The 19,245-nt window shown below is 58.5% G+C and carries 18 protein-coding genes; 7 read left to right on the plus strand and 11 right to left on the minus strand.

Annotated elements, in window-relative coordinates:
* Positions 1 to 183 precede the first annotated feature (183 nt).
* Complete coding sequence (locus BW686_RS18010) at positions 184 to 1,110, plus strand: GGDEF domain-containing protein (protein ID WP_084918878.1); 927 nt, start codon at positions 184 to 186, stop codon at positions 1,108 to 1,110.
* A gap of 21 nt (positions 1,111 to 1,131) precedes the next feature.
* Here BW686_RS18010 and BW686_RS18015 read toward each other — a convergent pair whose 3' ends face one another.
* The 7 genes from BW686_RS18015 to BW686_RS18045 form a co-directional block, all read right to left on the minus strand.
* Positions 1,132 to 1,917 carry a TenA family transcriptional regulator gene (locus BW686_RS18015; RefSeq protein WP_084918879.1) on the minus strand — a complete coding sequence of 262 codons (786 nt, stop codon included), beginning with the start codon at positions 1,915 to 1,917 and terminating at the stop codon, positions 1,132 to 1,134.
* A gap of 29 nt (positions 1,918 to 1,946) precedes the next feature.
* Positions 1,947 to 4,409 carry an EAL domain-containing protein gene (locus BW686_RS18020; protein WP_084918880.1) on the minus strand — a complete coding sequence of 821 codons (2,463 nt, stop codon included), beginning with the start codon at positions 4,407 to 4,409 and terminating at the stop codon, positions 1,947 to 1,949.
* Between the two features lie 123 nt (positions 4,410 to 4,532).
* Positions 4,533 to 6,359, minus strand: coding sequence for an ABC transporter ATP-binding protein (locus BW686_RS18025; protein ID WP_084918881.1), 1,827 nt, complete (start codon positions 6,357 to 6,359; stop codon positions 4,533 to 4,535).
* On the minus strand, positions 6,352 to 6,984 hold the full coding sequence (locus BW686_RS18030; RefSeq protein ID WP_084918882.1) for a DsbA family protein: 633 nt from the start codon (positions 6,982 to 6,984) through the stop codon (positions 6,352 to 6,354). Before BW686_RS18030 ends, BW686_RS18025 begins: the two co-directional genes overlap by 8 nt.
* A 3-nt stretch (positions 6,985 to 6,987) precedes the next feature.
* Positions 6,988 to 7,926, minus strand: coding sequence for an oxygen-dependent tRNA uridine(34) hydroxylase TrhO (gene trhO / locus BW686_RS18035; RefSeq protein WP_179149305.1), 939 nt, complete (start codon positions 7,924 to 7,926; stop codon positions 6,988 to 6,990).
* A gap of 185 nt (positions 7,927 to 8,111) precedes the next feature.
* Positions 8,112 to 8,405, minus strand: coding sequence for a BolA family protein (locus BW686_RS18040; protein WP_084918884.1), 294 nt, complete (start codon positions 8,403 to 8,405; stop codon positions 8,112 to 8,114).
* A 15-nt stretch (positions 8,406 to 8,420) separates the two neighbouring features.
* Entirely contained in the window at positions 8,421 to 8,954 is a 534-nt protein-coding gene (locus tag BW686_RS18045) for a DUF2059 domain-containing protein (protein WP_007251461.1), read from the minus strand.
* Positions 8,955 to 9,123: 169 nt separating this feature from the next.
* On the opposite strand from BW686_RS18045, the gene BW686_RS18050 reads away from it, so the two are divergent.
* Both BW686_RS18050 and BW686_RS18055 read left to right on the plus strand, forming a co-directional pair.
* Entirely contained in the window at positions 9,124 to 10,518 is a 1,395-nt protein-coding gene (locus BW686_RS18050) for a class II fumarate hydratase (protein WP_084918885.1), read from the plus strand.
* Positions 10,511 to 11,125, plus strand: coding sequence for an NAD(P)H-dependent oxidoreductase (locus tag BW686_RS18055; RefSeq protein WP_084918886.1), 615 nt, complete (start codon positions 10,511 to 10,513; stop codon positions 11,123 to 11,125). Before BW686_RS18050 ends, BW686_RS18055 begins: the two co-directional genes overlap by 8 nt.
* Positions 11,126 to 11,153: 28 nt before the next feature.
* On the opposite strand, the gene BW686_RS18060 is transcribed toward BW686_RS18055, so the two are convergent.
* Positions 11,154 to 12,113 carry a DMT family transporter gene (locus tag BW686_RS18060; RefSeq protein ID WP_084918887.1) on the minus strand — a complete coding sequence of 320 codons (960 nt, stop codon included), beginning with the start codon at positions 12,111 to 12,113 and terminating at the stop codon, positions 11,154 to 11,156.
* Positions 12,114 to 12,208: 95 nt separating this feature from the next.
* Positions 12,209 to 12,811: a tRNA-uridine aminocarboxypropyltransferase gene (locus BW686_RS18065; RefSeq protein ID WP_084918888.1), complete on the minus strand. Its 603-nt coding sequence runs from the start codon at positions 12,809 to 12,811 to the stop codon at positions 12,209 to 12,211.
* Between the two features lie 242 nt (positions 12,812 to 13,053).
* Between BW686_RS18065 and BW686_RS27200 the strand changes: the two genes are divergently transcribed.
* Positions 13,054 to 13,368 carry a hypothetical protein gene (locus BW686_RS27200; RefSeq protein ID WP_245399105.1) on the plus strand — a complete coding sequence of 105 codons (315 nt, stop codon included), beginning with the start codon at positions 13,054 to 13,056 and terminating at the stop codon, positions 13,366 to 13,368.
* A 99-nt stretch (positions 13,369 to 13,467) separates the two neighbouring features.
* Here the strand turns inward: BW686_RS27200 and BW686_RS27325 are convergent, their stop codons facing one another.
* Positions 13,468 to 13,590, minus strand: a complete 123-nt coding sequence (locus BW686_RS27325) for a PA1414 family protein (protein ID WP_306298897.1) — start codon at positions 13,588 to 13,590, stop codon at positions 13,468 to 13,470.
* A gap of 192 nt (positions 13,591 to 13,782) precedes the next feature.
* Positions 13,783 to 15,147, minus strand: a complete 1,365-nt coding sequence (gene rmuC, locus BW686_RS18075; RefSeq protein WP_179149306.1) for a DNA recombination protein RmuC — start codon at positions 15,145 to 15,147, stop codon at positions 13,783 to 13,785.
* 747 nt (positions 15,148 to 15,894) lie between these two features.
* On the opposite strand from rmuC, the gene BW686_RS18080 reads away from it, so the two are divergent.
* The 3 genes from BW686_RS18080 to BW686_RS18090 all read left to right on the plus strand — a co-directional run bounded on the left by BW686_RS18080 (position 15,895) and on the right by BW686_RS18090 (position 18,419).
* Entirely contained in the window at positions 15,895 to 16,197 is a 303-nt protein-coding gene (locus BW686_RS18080) for a hypothetical protein (protein ID WP_084918890.1), read from the plus strand.
* Between the two features lie 480 nt (positions 16,198 to 16,677).
* The gene (locus BW686_RS18085) at positions 16,678 to 16,896 is read left to right on the plus strand and encodes a hypothetical protein (RefSeq protein WP_003378914.1); all 219 of its coding nucleotides are present in this window, start codon (positions 16,678 to 16,680) and stop codon (positions 16,894 to 16,896) included.
* A 239-nt stretch (positions 16,897 to 17,135) separates the two neighbouring features.
* Complete coding sequence (locus tag BW686_RS18090; protein WP_084918891.1) at positions 17,136 to 18,419, plus strand: OmpP1/FadL family transporter; 1,284 nt, start codon at positions 17,136 to 17,138, stop codon at positions 18,417 to 18,419.
* The last annotated feature ends 826 nt before the right edge of the window (positions 18,420 to 19,245 follow it).

Genomic DNA, 19,245 nt, shown 5'->3' on the forward strand with positions numbered 1-19,245 from the left:
AACTGTCACGAGCATCGTTTTCGGCCCCTCTTAAAGCCAAGTATTTGCCGAAAATTCATCACTGTCAGAGAGCTGACGTCAGCTAAACCACTGATTTTAATATGTCTGGTCAAAAATGAACCGAATGGCAACACGTCCCCTCTAACCCAGCCAAGCCAGCAATATGTGCTGAGGAGCGAAGAGATGAATTTTCCTACCCAGACCCATGCAATCGATTTCGATACGGCTGAATTGCAACGCCTTGGCTTTCGAAATCGACCCGACGCTGTACTTCCACCCCCGTCACTGCCCGAGCTGGTTTATCAGCTTGGGCGTCAACTGCAGACCAGCCTGGAAGCAGAGCGGATACTGACCCTGTTCTTTCAGGGCGTGCAGCGGTTCCTGCCATTGAGCGGTCTGATTTATCGGCACGTCGAGAGTGACTTGCACCTGCGACTGGGCGAAATGTCATCCAACAGCGCCAGTTTCCACCTGCGCCACGAAGGCACATTCATCGGCGAGCTGGAGTTTCAATGCGCCCGGCCTTTCGACACCCGGCAGCTGAGCGACCTTGAATCCTTGCTGGTCTGCCTGCTGTACCCGCTGCTCAATGCATTGCTGTACCGCATCGCCACTCAAAGCGCACTTCGCGACTCGTTGACCAATACCGGCAACCGTATCGCGATGGATCAGAGTCTGGCCCGGGAAATAGAAGTCTCGCGGCGCCACAAACAGCCGCTTTCGCTGCTCATGCTGGACATCGATCACTTCAAGAAAGTGAATGATGAATACGGGCATTACACTGGCGATGACGTGCTGAAAACCGTCGCACAGAGCCTGAAAGTGCAATTGCGCAATATTGACCGGGTGTTCCGCTACGGCGGGGAAGAGTTCGTCGTGATTCTTTCGAATACCGGCGCCGATGCCGCTGAGCTGATCGGCGAGCGCTTGCGTCAAGCGGTACGGAATCTTGAGTTCCAGGAACTCGATCCAACGCTGACCATGACCGTCAGCCTGGGCTGTTCGACGCTGCTGTCGACAGAAACCGCCGACAGCCTGCTGCGCCGGGCTGACAATGCGCTATACGTCGCAAAGCGCCAAGGCCGTAATCGCCTCGCCATGGCCAGCTAGCTGCCCGACTCCCCTGCCTTCCTAAGCTTCCAGTGCCGCAACCCGCTCGCGCGGAGCCTTGGCCTTGTCGAGCTGCATGCAGCGCTCCAGGAAAAGGTACATGTAGTCATAGCTTTTGGTAACGGCCTGACGCAGCTCAGCCTGCAACTGTAGGCTCGGCTTGTTACCCACCAGCGTACAAATGATCTCCAGCGCCTCCCAAGGGTGCGCATCATCGTACTGTGCGTGCATTTTGAGCCACTTCATGGCTTTCTTGCGGGTCTCTTCAGGGAACGCTTCAGCGTACGCACCGGACGAACAGACCACCGCCGACCACTCTCCTGTTGCGCCTTCGATGGCATAGTTGGTAGCCGCCATCGCCACCGCCAGCGAATCCGAAGAACTGGTCTGCCAGCACCAGTGGCTCAGGGCGTGCAACTCGGGGGCTACCCGCTGATCATGAAGATCTTCAAGCGCGACGCCATGAGCGGCACACCAGTTCACCCAGTAATCGGCGTGGTTGAGTTCGACGCGAATATTGCGCATGAGCCAACGGCGCGCCATGTCTTCGCCAGGATGACGGCCAAAGCGGGTCTTGGTCAGGTTTTTGGCCATGTACACCGCGAACTGCTCAACGACGGGCCAGCCACCGATCAGATAATGGCGCATGATCTGCGGGCTAAGCCTGGCATCACGCATCTGCTGATACAACTCGTGTTCGACGACCCGCGCTTTTGCAGCGCTGCAATCCTTGATCAACTGTTGCGCCCAGGCCGGGTAGCTGCTGGCTTCCATGAGCGGACCGGTTCTCTCGAAAGTGTCGATCACTGGGTATCTCCTTATAAGGTTTCGACTGATTACCGTAGCGTTCCTGGCGCGCCGAACATCAGGGGGTCAGGCCGTACGGGCTGAATGTACAGACTCTCACAAGTGAACAATTCAGGACGAGAAATCAGATAGCCTTGTGCAAAATCCACGCCCATTTCCTGCAGTGCAGACTCAATCTGCGGCGTCTCGACGAACTCGGCGATGGTGCGCTTGCCCATCACATGGCCGATGTTATTGATGACTTCGACCATGGCCTTGTTGATCGGATTGTCGAGCATGTCCTTTACAAAACTGCCATCAATTTTCAAAAAGTCTACCGGCAAATGCTTCAGGTACGCAAAAGACGACATACCGGAACAGAAGTCATCGAGGGAAAACCGGCACCCCAGCGCCTTCAATTCGTTGATGAACCTGATGGCACTTTCCAGATCGGCAATAGCGCTGGTTTCAGTGATCTCGAAGCAGATCATCTCAGGCGCCACATCGAAAGCCGTGAACTGCTGCTTCAGGTACTCGAGAAACGTGTCGTCTCCGATACTGGAACCCGACAAATTTATAGCACATAGCGCCTGAGGCGTTTGATGCCTGTCATCACTCTGGCATTGCGCGATGACTTTGAACACGTTCTGCACCACCCAGCGATCCAGCGTGGTCATCAGCCCGTACCGCTCGGCGGCCGGAATGAAATTGTCCGGGACCACCATGCGCCCGGACTCGTCTCGCAGGCGCAGGAGGATCTCGATGTGCCGCACCTCGTTACCCTCCCCGTTCATCGCGGCGATTTCCTGCGCATAAAGACAGAACCGGTTTTCATCCATCGCCATGTGCAATCGCTGAATCCAGGCCATCTCACCGAAACGCACCGACAAGGTCAGGTCGTCGGCACTGTAGACCTGAACCCGGTTGCGGCCCTTTTCCTTGGCCATGTAACAGGCCATATCGGCGGAAGACAGTGACGCTTCCAGCGTCGCAGGCGCATCACCCAGAAGCACCAGACCAATACTGACGGTGGTCATGAATGGCCGGCCTTTCCACATGAAATGCAGGCTCTGCACGATTGCGCGCAAGGCCTCGGCAATATCGTGAGCGGTGTCGGGAGAGCAGTCGACCAGCAGAACGCCGAACTCGTCACCGCCCAGCCGTGCCAGCGTGTCACCGTCGCGCAAGCCCCGCGGCAACGCCCGGCACAACTGGCGCAACAGCTCATCGCCCGCTGCATGGCCACCGGTGTCGTTGACCAGTTTGAACTGGTCGAGGTCGAGGAACATCAGGCAATGGGTGCCCGGACTGTCACCGCTCGCATCGAGCACGTGTTGCAGGCGTCGCTCGAACTCACTGCGATTGACCAGCCCGGTCAGCGGGTCGTGAGCAGCCTGCCACGACAGGTCGGCAATGTACTGGCGCTCCTGAGTCATGTCATGCAGCACCAGGACTGCACCACTCACCACGCCTGCGGTGTGGATCGGCGTCCCGACCAGCGCGACCGAAACCGTGCTGCCATCAAGGCGCTGGATCAGCTTGCTGCTGGCACTGCCACCCTTGAGTTGGCCGCTGGCGATCTGGTCGATCAACGTCGAGTTGTCCTTCTGGTCGTTTTCATCCAGCAGGTTGAACAGCGCGGCCAGAGGAAGCCCGCTGGCCTGCGCGCTCTTCCAGTGGGTCAGCCCTTCGGCTGCGGGATTCATGTACACAATGGTGCCAGCAACATCAATGGTGATCACCCCGTCGCCGATCGACTCCAGGGTAATTTGCGCACGTTCTTTTTCCAGCTGCAGGGCATCGGCAAACAGCCGCCGCTGAACAATCAGGCGGCGCACGCGCAGCAACGCCAGGGCAATCAGCACAACGGCAGTGACCAGATTGACCGCTATCAACAGGTTGAGAATGAACCTGGAGCCTTCGCCCAGGGCATCACTGAACGCCTTGGCCGCCGGCGTTACACCTTCATTGATGAAGTTGATCTGCACCCGCCACCGCTCGACGTCGGCAGGGGTTACGTCACCCTGAATGACACGCTCGTGGATGTGCTGCGCAAGCTCATTGAGCTGCATCAGGTAGCCGTCACCGACTTCCCAGAAATGAATGGCCTGCTTCATGAAGCTGAAGTTATGGAAGTTCAGATACATCCAGATGATGCCATTGGCATCGTCAGGGTGATTGCCACCCTGGATGATGCCGGCCCGGGCATCCGACAACGACGGAATAGGCTCGTCAAGCGCCTTGCGCAAAGCGTGACCGCCCTGCGGCACGGCGAAGGCGCGCTGATACTTCAAGTAATCGCTTTCATCGTGCGTATTGGCGTACAGACTCAGGTAATGGATAGCGTCCTTCTGTCCCTTTGACCAGAGACTCTCGCCCGCAACGTAACTGCGCACGGCAGACATGGTGTAAAGACTGACGCACCCCAACAGAGCCTGAAACAGCGCGACGGCAATAAAAGGCCATACGATGCCCAGCAGACGGGGCTTGGAGAAGGTCCATGGTTGCTTCATGGGTTTCACGTCACCACATGCCTGAATAAACGTCTAGCGCAGAGACTAGGCTAAATTCGGCCATGATGGCAGTTGATTCTCCCGGAATCGAGCCAACCTGTGCGCTGATAGAGACAAAGCACCTCAAATTTGCTGTAAATGCCCGTACAGTTTCGCGTACAGACCTCCATCGGCAATCAGCTGTTGATGGTCACCGTCTTCCACGATTCGCCCGCCGTCAAACACCAGCACCCGGTCAGCCTGCTTAACGGCTGACAGACGATGCGCGATGATCAGTGTCGTGCGGCTGCGCAGAAACCTCGCCAGCGCCTGATGGAGGTTGTATTCGGTGGCGGCATCCAGCGCGGAGGTCGCCTCATCGAGAATCACCACTTTCGGATCGGACAACACCATGCGTGCGATAGCCAGGCGCTGGCGCTGACCGCCCGACAGGCGCACGCCCGAACGACCCAATACGCTGTCCAGGCCCTTGGGCATGTCGCGAATGGCAGATTCCAGCTGCGCCACTGCCAGCGCACGCCAGCAGGCCTCATCGCTGCAGTGACGGCCCATCGTCAGGTTGGCGCGTACCGTATCGTTGAACAAGGCCGGATGCTGCAGAACCACGGCGACATTCTCGCGCACCGTTTCCAGGCCGATGTCCTGCTGGCTGACGCCGCCAAAGCGAATGACTCCGGTCCGGGCCGTGTACAGGCCCAACAGCAATTGCACCAAGGTACTCTTGCCGCCGCCGCTTGCGCCAACAACCGCGACTTTCTCTCCCGGCGCGATGTTCAGGTTCAACTGGTCCAGCACCAGCTCATCGCCATAGCCGAAGCTCAGGCCGCGCACTTCGATGCCCACGGTTTCCTGCCCCTCGAAAGGGTCTGTGCCCCCGGGATACTGTGGCTCGTCGGCGCGTGCCAGCAGCTCGTTGATTCGCGTCAGGGCACCACCCGCGGCGTAGTAGGCATATTGCAGGTTCAGCAGTTGCTCCACCGGCGTCATCATGAACCACAGGTAACTGAAGACCGCGAGCATCTGCCCGATGGACAGGTCCGAGAACAGCACGGTCAACATGGCCGCCGCGCGAAAGATATCGATACCGAACTGAAACAACAGCCCGCTGGCACGCCCCGAGGCGTCGCTTTTCCATTGCGAATTGACAGCGTAATCGCGGACTTCCTGCGCTTTCGCTCCAAGACGCCCCAGAAAGAACCCCTGACGGTTACCGGCCCGCACTTCCTGAATCGAATCCAGGGTTTCGCTCAACGCCTGGGTAAAGCGCGAAGTGCTGTCGTTCTCCAGCTTCTTGAGGTGTTTGACGCGCTTGCCGAGCTTTACCGTGAGCAGAATCACCAACGGGTTGAACAGCATGATGAGCAGCGCCAGCTTCCAGTGCATCCACATCAGGATGCCGGCTGTGCCCGCCAGTGTCAGGGTCGCCACCAGCAGGCGACTGAGGGTTTCGCCGACAAACTTGTCCAGCGTGTCCAGGTCGGTCACCAGGTGCGTGGTCACGGTTCCGCTGCCAAGGCTTTCGTATTCGCGCAGGGAAATACGCTTGAGGCGCTCGATCAGGCGCAGCCGGATACGGTAGACGATGTCCTTGGCCAGCCCGGCAAACAACCGCGCCTGCAACACGTTGAAAACCAGCGCCCCCACGCGCAGCACCAAGGTCAGCAACAGCATCAGGCCGATATAGCCCACCGCCTTCTGCAGGCTGTCAGGCAGCAGGTGATTCATCACCTTCAGCGCCGCGTCGCCCCGGCCCAGCAGCACTTCGTCGACCAGCAATGGCAGCAGTAACGGGATGGGCACGCTGCACAGGGTCGCCAGAACCGCGACACCGTTGGCCAGCCACAAGGCTTTTTTGTGGCGCAGCGCGAGACGACGGATTTCGGCCCAACTCAACGCATCGCCCAGACCGGCCTGTGCCTGTCGGGGAGCGTCGGGCGAATCGTCACGCACTGACTGCACGCTCCAGCCATCGACCCAATAGCGGTGAAAGACTGCTCAGCGGCTGGTAACCGTTGGTCAGCAACGCCAGTTGGCCGTTGCGTTCGGCAAGCAGGGTCGGAAACCCGGCGATGCCCAGGTCCTGCGCCCACGCGAAATCAGCAGCCGTGGCCGCCTGTCGCTCGGGGCTGTCAAACTCATCGGCGAATGCCTGACGCGTCAGACCGGCTTGCCCGGCCAGTTCAGCCAGCACCGAAGGACGCGTCACATCGCGGCCCTCGGTGTAAAACGCCTGCTGGATCAACCCCACCAGCACCCAGGCCCGCTCCGGGTCAAGATGCCGTGCAGCGGCCACCGCCAGACAGGCTGGCGTGGTGTCGTAGACAAAACCTTCCGGCAGCGCATCTTCATGATTAAACGCCTGCCCGGTGGCCTCTTCGACCGCCTGCCAATGTTCGAGGATGTAACGGCGCTTGGCCGGTTCCAGTGCGGTACGCTCGGAACGCAGACCGCCCATGACCAGGTGCAACGGCACGCCCGCCTCTTGGGCCTGCTTTACCAGCGCATCGGCAACCGGGGCAAAACCCCAGCACCACGAACACATAGGGTCCATGACATAGATCAGGCGGGCGGACATGGTTCAGGCCTCGGAGGGTGAACGATAGTTACGACCGATTGGATGAGGCTGGTTACGCGCCTTGGCCAATTCGATCTGTTTTTGCCGGTCGATGGCGCTGCGACGGGTTTTCTCGCTCAGCGAATCCCAGCAATGCGGACAACTGACACCCGGCGAATAATGCTCGCTGGCGCGGTCCTCGGCACTGATCGGCGTGCGACAGGCGTGGCACTGATCGTAATCGCCTTCAGTCAGGTCATGGCGCACCGTAACCCGGTTGTCGAAGACGAAGCACTCACCGCGCCATTGGCTTTGCTGCTCGGGAACCTCTTCCAGGTATTTGAGAATACCGCCCTTGAGGTGATAAACCTCTTCGAACCCCTCGCCCAGCATATAGCTCGACGCTTTTTCGCAACGAATGCCGCCTGTGCAGAACATGGCGACCTTCTTGTGAACGGCCGGGTCGAAATGCGCCTTGATGTAATCCGGAAACTCACGAAACGATGTGGTCTTGGGATCGATGGCGCCTTCGAAAGTGCCAATCGATACTTCGTAATCGTTGCGGGTGTCGATCAACAGCACTTCAGGGTCGGTGATCAGGTCGTTCCAGTCTTTTGGCTCGACGTACGTTCCTACGCTCTTGTTGGGGTCCACGCCCTCCACGCCCAGGGTCACGATCTCTTTCTTGAGCTTGACCTTGGTGCGGTAGAACGGCTGCTCGTCGCAGTAGGATTCCTTGTGATCGATATCGATCAGGCGCGAATCGCTCTTCAGCCAGGCCATCAGGCCGTCGATGCCTTCGCGGCTGCCCGACACCGTGCCGTTAATGCCTTCATCGGCGATCAACAACGTGCCCTTGATGCCGTTATCGATCATCGCTTGCAACAGCGGTTCGCGCAGTGCCACGTAATCGCTGAGGGTCACGAATTTGTATAGCGCAGCCACGACGATCGGCTGAGTCATCGGCTCTTGAGTCATGCATCTCTCCAGTGGCGACCCTCGCAAAGGGCCTACCGGGTAAAAAATTCCGGACAAAAAAACGCACCGGCCAGGCGGCGCGGTGCGGATTCTAGCAAAAGCCGGCGTACAGCAGGTCGCTGGCGGATCATTTGCCCCGGTAAAAAGGCAAGATCAGCCGGACAATCCGGTCAATGACCGCCGGCACAGGTCGGTGAAGCAGGCGCGGCACCGGTCTTCGCCCATTCTTCAGGCGTGTAGGTGTGCAGCGCCAGCGCATGGAACTCACCCATCAGGGCACCCAGCGTGGCGTAGACCTTCTGGTGCCGCTTGACCTGGCTCAAGCCCTGAAACTGATCACTGACCAGCACGGCCTTGTAATGCGTCTGCTGGCCACGACTGTGCATGTGGCTCTCATCGAGCACTTGCTGATGGTGCGGTTGCAGCAGCGCAAGCGCCGACTCGATTCGTTGTTGCATGGTCATGGCATGACTCGCCGATCAGGGCTTTTTGGCCGGAGCTGCTGCGGGTGCGGCGGCTTTGGCAGGTTCCAGCTCGGCAGTCATGTCAGCCAGCAGCTTGTTGACGACCGGCACAGCGCTTTCCAGTTTGCTCTGGGTCAGTTGCGCGGATTGCTGGGCCAGTTCAGGCATCTTGGTCATCACTTTCTTGCCCAGTGGAGACTGGTAGAACGCAACCAGGTCTTTCAACTCGCTTTCAGTGAAGTTGGCGGTGTAGAGCTTGACCATTTCAGGCTTGAGCTTGTTCCAGCCAATGGCCTGATCAAGCGCGGTGTTGGCTTTGGCCTGATAGGTTTCAAGCAGGGCCTTTTTCGAGGCAGGTGCCTTGGTCTCGGCGAAGCGCTGGGCAAACATCTGCTGAACCTGCGCATAGACCGGAGCGCCCAGACGATCGGCGTTGGCAAGCTTCAGGAATGTTTCGGCGCTCGCATTGTGACTGGCGGTGTCGGCAAAGACCTGACCACTGGCACACACCAGTGCTACCGCGGTACAAATGGCACGAAGACGGGTCATCGAGTTTCCTTATCTAGCAAACGAGGCATTACCCCAGGGCCGACCATTCTGCGCTTATGTGGGCTTTTGTCTCAACCCCCGGTTCACCGAGCGGTTAAAAACCAGTACTCGGGAACCCTGTCTGCTTATGGCGACCTAACCCTGCAACGTACTTAAAGGAGTAAGACCTGTGAGCCGTACCGAAACCGACAGCATCGGCCCGATCGAAGTCCCCGAAGAAGCCTACTGGGGGGCGCAGACCCAACGCTCACTGATCAACTTCGCGATTGGCGACCAGCGTATGCCGCTGCCCGTCCTGCACGCCCTGACACTGATCAAAAAAGCCGCTGCACGCGTCAACAGCCGCAACGGCGACTTGCCTGCCGACATTGCGCGCCTGATCGAACAGGCCGCCGATGAAGTGCTCGACGGCCAGCATGATGCGCAGTTTCCGCTGGTGGTCTGGCAGACCGGCAGCGGCACGCAAAGCAACATGAACGTCAACGAGGTGATCGCCGGTCGCGCCAATGAACTCGCTGGCCAGGGCCGTGGCGGCAAATCGCCAGTCCACCCCAACGATCACGTCAATCGCTCGCAAAGCTCCAACGACTGCTTCCCCACAGCCATGCACATCGCCACGGCTCAAGCGGTCAAGGAGCATCTGCTGCCGGCCGTTGCCGAGCTGTCTGCCGGACTGGCCGAGCAGGCTGCGCGCCACATGAAACTGGTCAAGACCGGACGCACGCACATGATGGACGCGACGCCGATCACCTTTGGTCAGGAGCTTTCAGGTTTCGTCGCGCAACTGGATTACGCCGAAAAAGCTATTCGCGCCGCCCTGCCCGCCGTCTATGAACTGGCGCAAGGCGGTACGGCAGTCGGCACCGGCCTCAACTCGCCAAAAGGTTTCGCCGAGGCCATTGCCGCAGAACTGGCCGCGCTGTCCGGCCTGCCATTTGTCACCGCGCCAAACAAATTTGCGGCGCTGGCGGGTCACGAACCCTTGGCAGCCCTGTCTGGCGCGCTGAAGACGCTGGCCGGAACACTGATGAAGATCGCCAACGACCTGCGCCTGCTGGGTTCCGGCCCGCGTGCCGGGCTGGCGGAAGTCAGGTTGCCGGCCAATGAACCCGGCAGTTCGATCATGCCTGGCAAGGTCAACCCGACTCAATGCGAGGCGCTGTCCATGCTGGCCTGCCAGGTCATGGGCAACGATGTAACCATCGGCTTCGCCGCCAGCCAGGGTCACCTGCAGTTGAACGTTTACAAGCCAGTGATCATTCACAATGTGCTGCAATCGATTCGCCTGCTGGCCGACGGCTGCAGCAACTTCAATGAACACTGCATCGCCGGCATGGAGCCGGATGCCGAGAAAATGGCCGAACATCTGGAACGCGGCCTGATGCTGGTCACCGCGCTCAACCCGCATATCGGCTACGACAAGTCCGCGCAGATTGCCAAGAAAGCCTACACCGAGGGCTTGACCCTGCGTGAAGCGGCGCTTGCGCTGGGTTATCTGACCGATGAAGAGTTCGACGCCTGGGTGCGCCCGGACAAAATGCTGGAGGCGGGCAGCAATGGCTGACGCCAGAACCGGCGCAACACCACTGGAAGGCAACGGCAAGCGAATCCTGATGGTTTACGGCACGCCGAAAACCATCAGCCTTTGCCACGCGTTGGGTAATGCCTACGCCCAGGCCGCACGAAGTGAAGGCCACGTGGTGCGCATCCTCAAGCTGGGCGAGCTGGATTTCGATCCGGTGTTGCACAGTGGCTACGACCAGACTCAGACGCTGGAGCCTGACCTGCTCGAAGCCCAGCGCCAGATTCACTGGGCCGAGCACCTGGTGTTCGTTTACCCCGTCTGGTGGGGCGGCCTGCCGGCCCTGCTGACGGGATTCTTTGACCGGGTGTTGATGCCGGGCTTTGCCTTCAAGGCTCACGGCCGCAAACACCGCGCCAACGAGCTGCTCAAAGGCCGCACGGCAGAACTGCTGGTCACGATGGACACCCCGCCGCGCTACTTTCACTGGATCTACGGCGCACCGGCCCACCGACAGATGGTCCGCACCATCCTGGGTTTTTGCGGGATCAAAACGAAGCGCCTGAGCGAATTTGCACCCGTACACAGTGCCACCGAGCAACAGCGGCAGGAATGGATTCTTCAGGCCCAGGCGCTGGGCAAGCGTTGAACGGTAACGCGCTCCGTTCAAAACACCTTCAGGCCTGCGCCAGCCGTGCCTTTCTCGCCCTCAGACCGGCGATCAGTGAAGGGCCGAGCGCGGTCAACGCCGACCCCGAAACCACCAGCAACGCGCCGCCATAGCCCAACAGGTTCAGTTCTTCAGCCTGCACGTAATCCGGCCACAACCACGCAGCGCCAGCCACGGCCGCTAGTGTGACAAGCGGCGTCAGCGCGAGGGTCGCACTCACGCGCGACGCCTCCCAGTGCGCCAGCGCTTCGGCGAACGCGCCGTACGCCACCAGCGTATTCAGGCAGCAGGCAAGCAGCAGCCAGCCTTGCAACGGGCTCAACAGCAACGCTTCGGCAGGATGCGCCCAAGGCGTGAGCAACAACGCGCAGAACAGATAGATCACCATCATGACCTGCAGCGAATTCCACACCGTCAGCAACTGCTTCTGGCTCAGCCCGTAAAAGGTCCAGACCGTCGAAGCCAGCAGCACGATCAGCACGCCAGTGGTGTAATCACCCAGCGAAGTGAACAGTTCCACCAGACGCTGATTGAAGAAAAAGCCAAAGCCGATCAACAGCACCAGCAAGCCGATGCCCTGCCCCACGCTGAAACGCTCCTTGAACAGAAAAATACTGCTGATCAACAGAAAGATCGGACCGACCTGAACCAGCAGTTGCGTGGTGCCGGGGCTTAGCAAGCGCAAGCCGATCAGGTAGAGCACGTAATTGCCGACCAGCCCGAACACGGCCAGCAGCACCAGCACCTTGCCCTTGCGCCCCAGCCTCTTGAAGCTGGGCAGGCGCTTGACCGACGCCAGCCAGATGAACAGCAGTACACCGGAAACAAACAGCCGAAACCAGGTCACGGTGACCGGGTCCATGACCTGCAGGACTTGTTTGAGCTTGATCGGCAGAATGCCCCAGAGCAGCGCAGTCAACAGTGACAGACAGAGGCCATAGACCCAGCGACCAGACGAGATGTGCATGGCAATTCCGCGAAAGATGGAACAAGCCACTCATTCTAGGCGCTGTCCTGAAAAGCAACAGCTACAGCTGGCTGCGCTTATGGGTGCAAAGTGTTTTATGGCACTTGGCCGCCGTGATTACGCTGGTATGTTTCGCTGCCCATTGCCTGAATCTGACCGTCAATCAGTGCATCGAAAGGTTTGAGCAACGCCTCGAACGAGCGAGGTGCTTCCAGCGCCTGCAAACTGTGGACAATGGCTTCCAGCGTCGATAAAGCCTCGGGGCCTGGTGCCTTGCGCAGGCGGTAACGCGACTCGGGCACCGCACCCAGGCTGACGCGTGGCAAAGCCGCCAGCAAGGGATTGAGGTGCAGCAGCTTGCGCGCCTTGCGCCAGGTGCCGTCCGGCACGACCAGCAGCAGGGGCAACGAATCCGCACTGTAAGGGTTCAAGACCTCGGCGTCTTCACCAGGAAACAGCAGCCGCGCCTGGTAGCCGGGCGGGTTCAACAGTGTTTGCAGATCCTCGAACACCTCCCCGACGCGCAACTGCGCATTGACCAGCCCCAACGCTGCCAGTCGCGCGGTATTCAGTGCATGACTGACTTCATCAGGGTGCTGAAGGATCAGCACGCGTGTACGACTGTCGACCTGCGGGATCAAGGCGCAGAGACAATGCGCGGCAGGACGCAGGCAACGTTTACAACGGGCGCGGGGCATCGATTCTCACTCGGGTGGCGTCCTGCCGTGAAACCGAAACGGCACGTCGACACGGCAGCAGAGACAGTGGCCCGGTCATGTCCCGCGCCGCCTGTCGAACAATCGCGCAGTTTAAACAACTTCTCACCCTCGCGCCGGGGCAATGCGCAGCCAGGCAGACTATTTGAGCTAGCCTTTATAGTCCGAGCTGGTGACATGAAGTACGCCTGCCCATCCTGACAAGATCAACATCAGGAGTACTCATGAATCGCGAGGCAATCACACAGATCGTGTTCAACGAGCTGGGGATCATTCTGGTCGACAAAAGCGGAATTCACGAAGACGCCACGTTCAGTGAGCTGAGGCTGGATGATGTCGACATTCAGACGCTGTTCGGCAGGCTGGAAGAAGCATTCAACTTCACCGTTCCGCGCTTCATGCACATCCACGCCATACAAAGGCCGGAGGGCCTTGCCTTGAAAATGGTGGTTGAACTGATTGTGCTGATGGGACAGGAGACAGTGCCGGACGACGGCAAAAAAAGCGGATCAGGCAACGAGCCTGGACATCATCGCTGAAAAACGCGAGCACCTTGCGTCGGGACGACCTTTACGCCCCGATGTGATGGCTGGGTGGTTAAGCACCTGCTTCCCTGCCAACAGGGTCAAGCGTCAGGCTTACCGGCGTGGACGACGACGATCATCGTTGGCACGAACCGGGATGGGCTGCAGCTTTGGTCGTTCGATAAGACCCAGTGCAACGCCTAGATCATGGAGCCATTCTTGCAACTTGCTATTCATAGAGCCCCCTTGAGGGAAAAACCCGATCTGTACTCATCACTCACTAACGATCATAGAAGCAAATGAACGTTTAGCCGAGTGCTACGGAAACAATTTTTTCCGATGCAACCAATGTGACAGTTGTGCAGGCTTGCTTCTAGTCTTTACGACGGACGGCCTGTTACTGAACGTTGCCTAAATGCCAAAGAAGAATCAGTCAGGCTGACGAATCAACCCCTCAGTGTCGGTCATGGCCCTTTCCAGCAGGTCGGCAGGCAGGCTTTTGCTGGCACGCGCGCCCAGCAACTTGAGCTGCTCGCTGCGACTGATCAGGTTGCCGCGTCCTTCGGTCAGTTTGTTGCGTGCTGCCGAATAAGCCTTGTCCAGTTGCTGCAAGCGGTTGCCAACTTCGTCCAGATCCTGAATGAACAGCACGAACTTGTCGTACAGCCAACCCGCCCGCTCGGCAATTTCCCGAGCGTTCTGGCTCTGACGCTCTTGCTTCCACAGACTGTCGATCACACGCAATGTCGCGAGCAGCGTTGTCGGGCTGACAATCACGATGTTGCGATCGAACGCCTCCTGAAACAGATTGGGCTCAGCCTGCAACGCAGCTGAAAACGCAGCCTCGATGGGCACGAACAACAGAACGAAATCCAGGCTGTGCAGACCTTCAAGGCGTTTGTAATCCTTGCCGGAAAGGCCTTTGACGTGATTGCGCAGCGATAGCACGTGCTGCTTGAGCGCCGCCTGACCGATGACATCGTCGTCGGCAGACACGTATTGCTGATAGGCCGTCAGACTGACCTTGGCATCGACCACCACCTGCTTGTCACCCGGCAACATGATCAATACGTCAGGCTGGAAGCGCTCACCATCCGGCCCCTTGAGATTGACCTGAGTCTGATACTCACGGCCTTTTTCCAGCCCGGCATGTTCAAGCACACGCTCAAGGATCAGCTCGCCCCAGTTGCCCTGGGTTTTCTGCCCTTTCAAAGCGCGCGTCAGGTTGGTGGCCTCATCACTCAAGCGCTGGTTCAACTGCTGCAGACGCTCAAGCTCCTTGGCCAGCGAAAAACGCTCACGGGCTTCGTTCTGGTAGCTTTCTTCGACGCGCTTCTCGAACGACTGAATACGTTCCTTGAGTGGCGTGAGCAATTGCCCCAGTTGCTGCTGGCTGGTTTCGGCAAAACGCTGCTCACGCTCGTCGAAAATCTTGCCCGCCAGCTCGGCGAACTGCGCCCGCAGCTCATCTCGGGAGCCCTGCAGATCATCGAGGCGCTGCTGATGGCTGTCCTGCTGCTCGCGAAGCTCGGCGCTCAACGCGGCGCACTGAGCATCCAGACGGCGCAGCTCGGCTTCTCGGCCTGCACGCTCGACATTCCAGCCCTGCGCCATTTCGCGGGCGTTGTCACTTTCCTCCCGCAGCAATTCGACTTCACGACGCAGCGCTGCGAGATCAGCCTGCTTGGCGGAGTTGGCCTGCCCCAGATCGCTGACTTCATCACGGCAGGCGTCCAGCTGGGCGTTAAGGCCTTCCTGGGCCATTTGCGCCATGCTCAGCCGCTCATCCAGCAACGCACTTTCAGCCTGGCGCAAGGCCAGACGACGCTGCATCTGCCAGAGCATTGCCAACAATGGCAATGCGGCTGCAGCAAGCCCCAATAACAGGCTGTTCAGGTCCAGTGCCATAAAGACTCCATGCAGGCTGAATCATCGCCAGCGGCAGTGTGGGTAGAAACGTGAATAGTGCAGCAGAAACGGCGTCTCTAGCGAGGCGATATCAACAGGCGGGGGCAAATCGGGGGGACGGATTCTACGCACTTTTACACGTTCGCACAGCCCCCATTACCGGGACATCTCAGACGGGACAATCCACAGAAGCTGTGGATAACTCAGTGGACAACCCTCCTTTAACTTCCGCAAACGTAGACAGGATGGGGCCTGCACTCAAACTGACGATTTTTTCACCAGCAAAAAAAAGCGATGTTTTTCATTGACTTAATAATTCACCATCATAAATCAAACCCTTAGCAACACTTGTGACAGTGATCTGACAGCTTGTGACGCTAATGTGTACAACGTGTGCGCCGGTTTTTTTTCGAGCGTTTCAAACATCATATAATCCTTGCCTGATTGCACTGGATTCTCAATGAACACGGGCCTGCGGCGGTTTTTTCCTCTGAGAAAAGCCGTGCGCAAACGGCTTTTTCTGCACTGCACTGTCCCTGAAAATCGTGCCAGACGATAAACTGCGCCCGCTGCGGCAAGAGCCGCCTCGAAAATCGACTGTCGCCAGCCCAAAATGAGTCAGTGAAGGAATCCATGAGGGAGATACTGAAGTTCTTCGTGCTGTTGATCGCCGTTTGCGTCATCGCGCTCGCGACCAGCCTGTGGCTGCCTTCACCGGACGGTGTGGTGTTCGCGTGCAGCGTGCTGCTGTCGGCCATCGCCGTGAACCTGATCATCTGCAGAGACCTGAGCAAGGGCCGCATCAACCAGACGGGCGACATCATGCGCGCCATCGAACGGCGTGACTCGCTTCGCCTGACCGTCGCCGCTTATCTGCTGGGGTGTTCGATGGTCGCCTCGACGACGGTGCTGCTCTACCGGCTGATCACACACTGAACATTATTTTCGGCGACCTGTTGCATTACTCATTCCTCATCGGTAGTATTGCCGCCGTTAGTACCAAGCTGAAAATCAATTCCGGTCGACAAGTCCCCCGACAGACACTCCTCCATGCGACGAGAATGTTGGCAACAAGGGATCGACCACCTCGATGGTTTCCAGACATGAACCTTCTCGCTGAAGCACCATAGAGGTGTCAGTGCAGTAACGGCTCTCATGGTCTGCCTCAACCAGCCTGCAATTGATCAGGATCTTCACCCGGAGCGTAGAACCTTTGCTCCTGTTGTGTTGCCTGCCCTCCTAAGTACCTACCGGTCAGCTAGAGCGCCATACGATAAAGCGCGCTTCAACTGCCTGTCTTGTTCCAGTCAGGTTCTCCGCCCAGCCAGGCTTTTTTATCAAATGTCGGCCCGCGTTTACTGGAATCTTTATTTATGCACGGTATTGTTCCGTGTTGCTTCAGGAAACACCTTGAATATGAATACTCAAACTCAGCACGCGATTCACACGCTTACCCACGCTTTTGCCCCAATGAACTGCCTGATCATGGCCGCTCGCAAAGGCTGCTTCAGCTTTACCATCGTCAACGAACATGGCATCGCCCGTCACAGCGAACGCCTGTACCCCGATCAGTACGCCAGCGCTGAACCGCTGCAGGCCGTGATCGAGCGTACCCGTCAGGCCCTCATCGCCTGACGATAACGATAGACCGCAAGCCCGAAGCCCTGCCCTACACGGCGGGGCTTTTTAATGCGCGTCATAAAATGACAAGCCTGACCGGCAAGTGCGACACCGGAACTTCGTAAAAAGTGCAGCTCCTACTACTTTTTCAGGATTGTCCTACAAGAATAGCTCTAAATCGGGCTCTTCAGGCTATAGCGCGCCGTCCAAAATGTTGGTAATTTCCGACCGGTGAACAACAAGGAGTTCTAATAATGAAAATAATGACAAAAGCACTGAACCGGACAACGCTCGGACTCGCTCTGGGTCTGGCTTCTACTCAATTGCTCGCTGCCGGCTTCGCCCTTAATGAACAAAGCATCAGCGGCATGGGCACCGGTTTCGCAGGTCGCTCCTCCTCTGCAGATGATGCAAGTACCGTTTTCGGCAACCCTGCCGGCATGTCCCGCCTCAAACGCGAAGAAATCAGCGTAGGCGCGGCCGCCGTCATCGCCAAGACCGACATCGATAACGGTCGTGGCACCTTTGGCGGCAGCAACGACGGTGACATGGTTCCCGTGGTCGGCGTGCCAATGGGCTACTACGTCAAACCGATCGATGATCACTGGGCATTCGGTCTGGGCGTGTACGTACCGTTCGGCCTGGTCACGGATTACGAAAAAGGCTTCGCCGGCCGTTACTGGGGTGACAAGAGTCACGTCCAGGTCGTGACCTTCCAGCCGACAGTCAGCTATGCCTTCAATGACAAGGTTTCGATTGGTTTCGGTCCGACCCTCAACCGCATTGACGGTGAACTGACCTCCGCCACGCTGAATGCCGCCACGCCGGGCCGTAACGACGGCAAGGTGAAGATCGAAGGGGATGACACCGCAATCGGCTTCAATGCGGGCATTTTGGTGCAGGCTACCGACACCACTCGTCTGGGCCTGACCTATCATTCCAAAGTCGATTACAAGCTCAAAGGCAAGACCAAGATCGAAGGGTCTGGTTTCGGGCCGTTTGGCGGTCAGAAGTATGACGCCTCGCTGGATATTTCCACGCCGGAGTCGGTGGACTTCTCCATCACCCAGCAAATCGATGAAAACTGGACCGTTTACGCAGGCAGCACCTGGACTCGCTGGAGCCGTCTGCAGGACATCACCGTCAACAACGACGGCGTTCCAGCCCTTCTGGGCGGCTCTGCCGGCCCTATCGGCACCATTTCCGAAGAGCAGAACTGGCACGACACTTGGGCACACGCCATCGGTGCATCGTACAAGGTCAACAAAGAGTGGACGTTGCGTACCGGTTTCTCCGTTGACCAGTCGCCAACCAACAACACCAACCGCTCTCCGCGCATCCCGACGGGCGATCGCAAGATCATCAGCTTCGGTGCAGGCTGGAGCCCGACCGACGACCTGACCATCGACGTGGCGTATTCGTATCTGCGTGAAGACGAAACCAAGATCCGCGACAGCAGCGCGACCAAGGGTTCTTACAGCGCCGACTACCGCAACACCGCTCACGGCCTGGGCACTTCGGTTACCTATCGCTTCTGATAAGTCACTGCCAAGCTGAAAAAAAGCCCGCACCTTCACAGGTTGCGGGCTTTTTATTGCGCGTTATTGCGCGCGTGGTGCGCTTATCGTTATGACCATCGTGCCGACGCTCCGCGTCGGCATGCAGTTCTGGACGCTCTGCGTCCTCTTTGTGGCGCTCCGCGTCACACAAGGGTTGCGATGTCAGTGATGTCTGTTTACGGCTCAGGTCACCTTTGCGCCCTTACGGCGCCTCACTTTGAAGGATCAAAGTAAGCAAAATCCTGGCTCCGTTTCCGGCCCGACTTCGTCGGGTTCCTTCGCCCTGTCACTGATCCGGGGGTCGCCGCAACGGGCCATCCTTGGCCCGGTGCGGCTTGCTCGGCGTCCTGCCTCGCATCCCCCGGATCAGCGCCAGGACTCAGCCGTCACTTACGTCGCACTCTGCGTCGTCAGCGCCATCGCGATAAAAAAGCTTTTTTATGACCATCGTGCCGACGCTCCGCGTCGGTATGCAGTTCTGGACGCTCTGCGTCCTCTTTGTGGCGCTCCGCGTCACACAAGGGTTGCGATGTCAGTGATGTCTGTTTACGGCTCAGGTCACCTTTGCGCCCTTACGGCGCCTCACTTTGAAGGATCAAAGTAAGCAAAATCCTGGCTCCGTTTCCGGCCCGACTTCGTCGGGTTCCTTCGCCCTGTCACTGATCCGGGGGTCGCCGCAACGGGCCATCCTTGGCCCGGTGCGGCTTGCTCGGCGTCCTGCCTCGCATCCCCCGGATCAGCGCCAGGACTCAGCCGTCACTTACGTCGCACTCTGCGTCGTCAGCGCCATCGCGATAAAAAAGCT

This window comes from Pseudomonas syringae, from assembly GCF_002157375.1.
Classification (GTDB): domain Bacteria; phylum Pseudomonadota; class Gammaproteobacteria; order Pseudomonadales; family Pseudomonadaceae; genus Aquipseudomonas; species Aquipseudomonas syringae_T.

Bases quoted from the DNA above. Each gene is read 5' to 3' on its own strand.
- BW686_RS18045 (WP_007251461.1), bottom strand. From the start codon at position 8,954: ATGACCCGTCTTCGTGCCATTTGTACCGCGGTAGCACTGGTGTGTGCC.
- BW686_RS18080 (WP_084918890.1), top strand. From the start codon at position 15,895: ATGAGGGAGATACTGAAGTTCTTCGTGCTGTTGATCGCCGTTTGCGTC.
- BW686_RS27325 (WP_306298897.1), bottom strand. From the start codon at position 13,590: ATGAATAGCAAGTTGCAAGAATGGCTCCATGATCTAGGCGTTGCACTG.
- BW686_RS18040 (WP_084918884.1), bottom strand. From the start codon at position 8,405: ATGACCATGCAACAACGAATCGAGTCGGCGCTTGCGCTGCTGCAACCG.
- BW686_RS18030 (WP_084918882.1), bottom strand. From the start codon at position 6,984: ATGTCCGCCCGCCTGATCTATGTCATGGACCCTATGTGTTCGTGGTGC.
- trhO (WP_179149305.1), bottom strand. From the start codon at position 7,926: ATGACTCAGCCGATCGTCGTGGCTGCGCTATACAAATTCGTGACCCTC.
- BW686_RS18020 (WP_084918880.1), bottom strand. From the start codon at position 4,409: ATGAAGCAACCATGGACCTTCTCCAAGCCCCGTCTGCTGGGCATCGTA.
- BW686_RS18085 (WP_003378914.1), top strand. From the start codon at position 16,678: ATGAATACTCAAACTCAGCACGCGATTCACACGCTTACCCACGCTTTT.
- BW686_RS18065 (WP_084918888.1), bottom strand. From the start codon at position 12,811: ATGCCCCGCGCCCGTTGTAAACGTTGCCTGCGTCCTGCCGCGCATTGT.
- BW686_RS18090 (WP_084918891.1), top strand. From the start codon at position 17,136: ATGAAAATAATGACAAAAGCACTGAACCGGACAACGCTCGGACTCGCT.
- BW686_RS18010 (WP_084918878.1), top strand. From the start codon at position 184: ATGAATTTTCCTACCCAGACCCATGCAATCGATTTCGATACGGCTGAA.
- BW686_RS27200 (WP_245399105.1), top strand. From the start codon at position 13,054: ATGAATCGCGAGGCAATCACACAGATCGTGTTCAACGAGCTGGGGATC.
- BW686_RS18060 (WP_084918887.1), bottom strand. From the start codon at position 12,113: ATGCACATCTCGTCTGGTCGCTGGGTCTATGGCCTCTGTCTGTCACTG.
- BW686_RS18055 (WP_084918886.1), top strand. From the start codon at position 10,511: ATGGCTGACGCCAGAACCGGCGCAACACCACTGGAAGGCAACGGCAAG.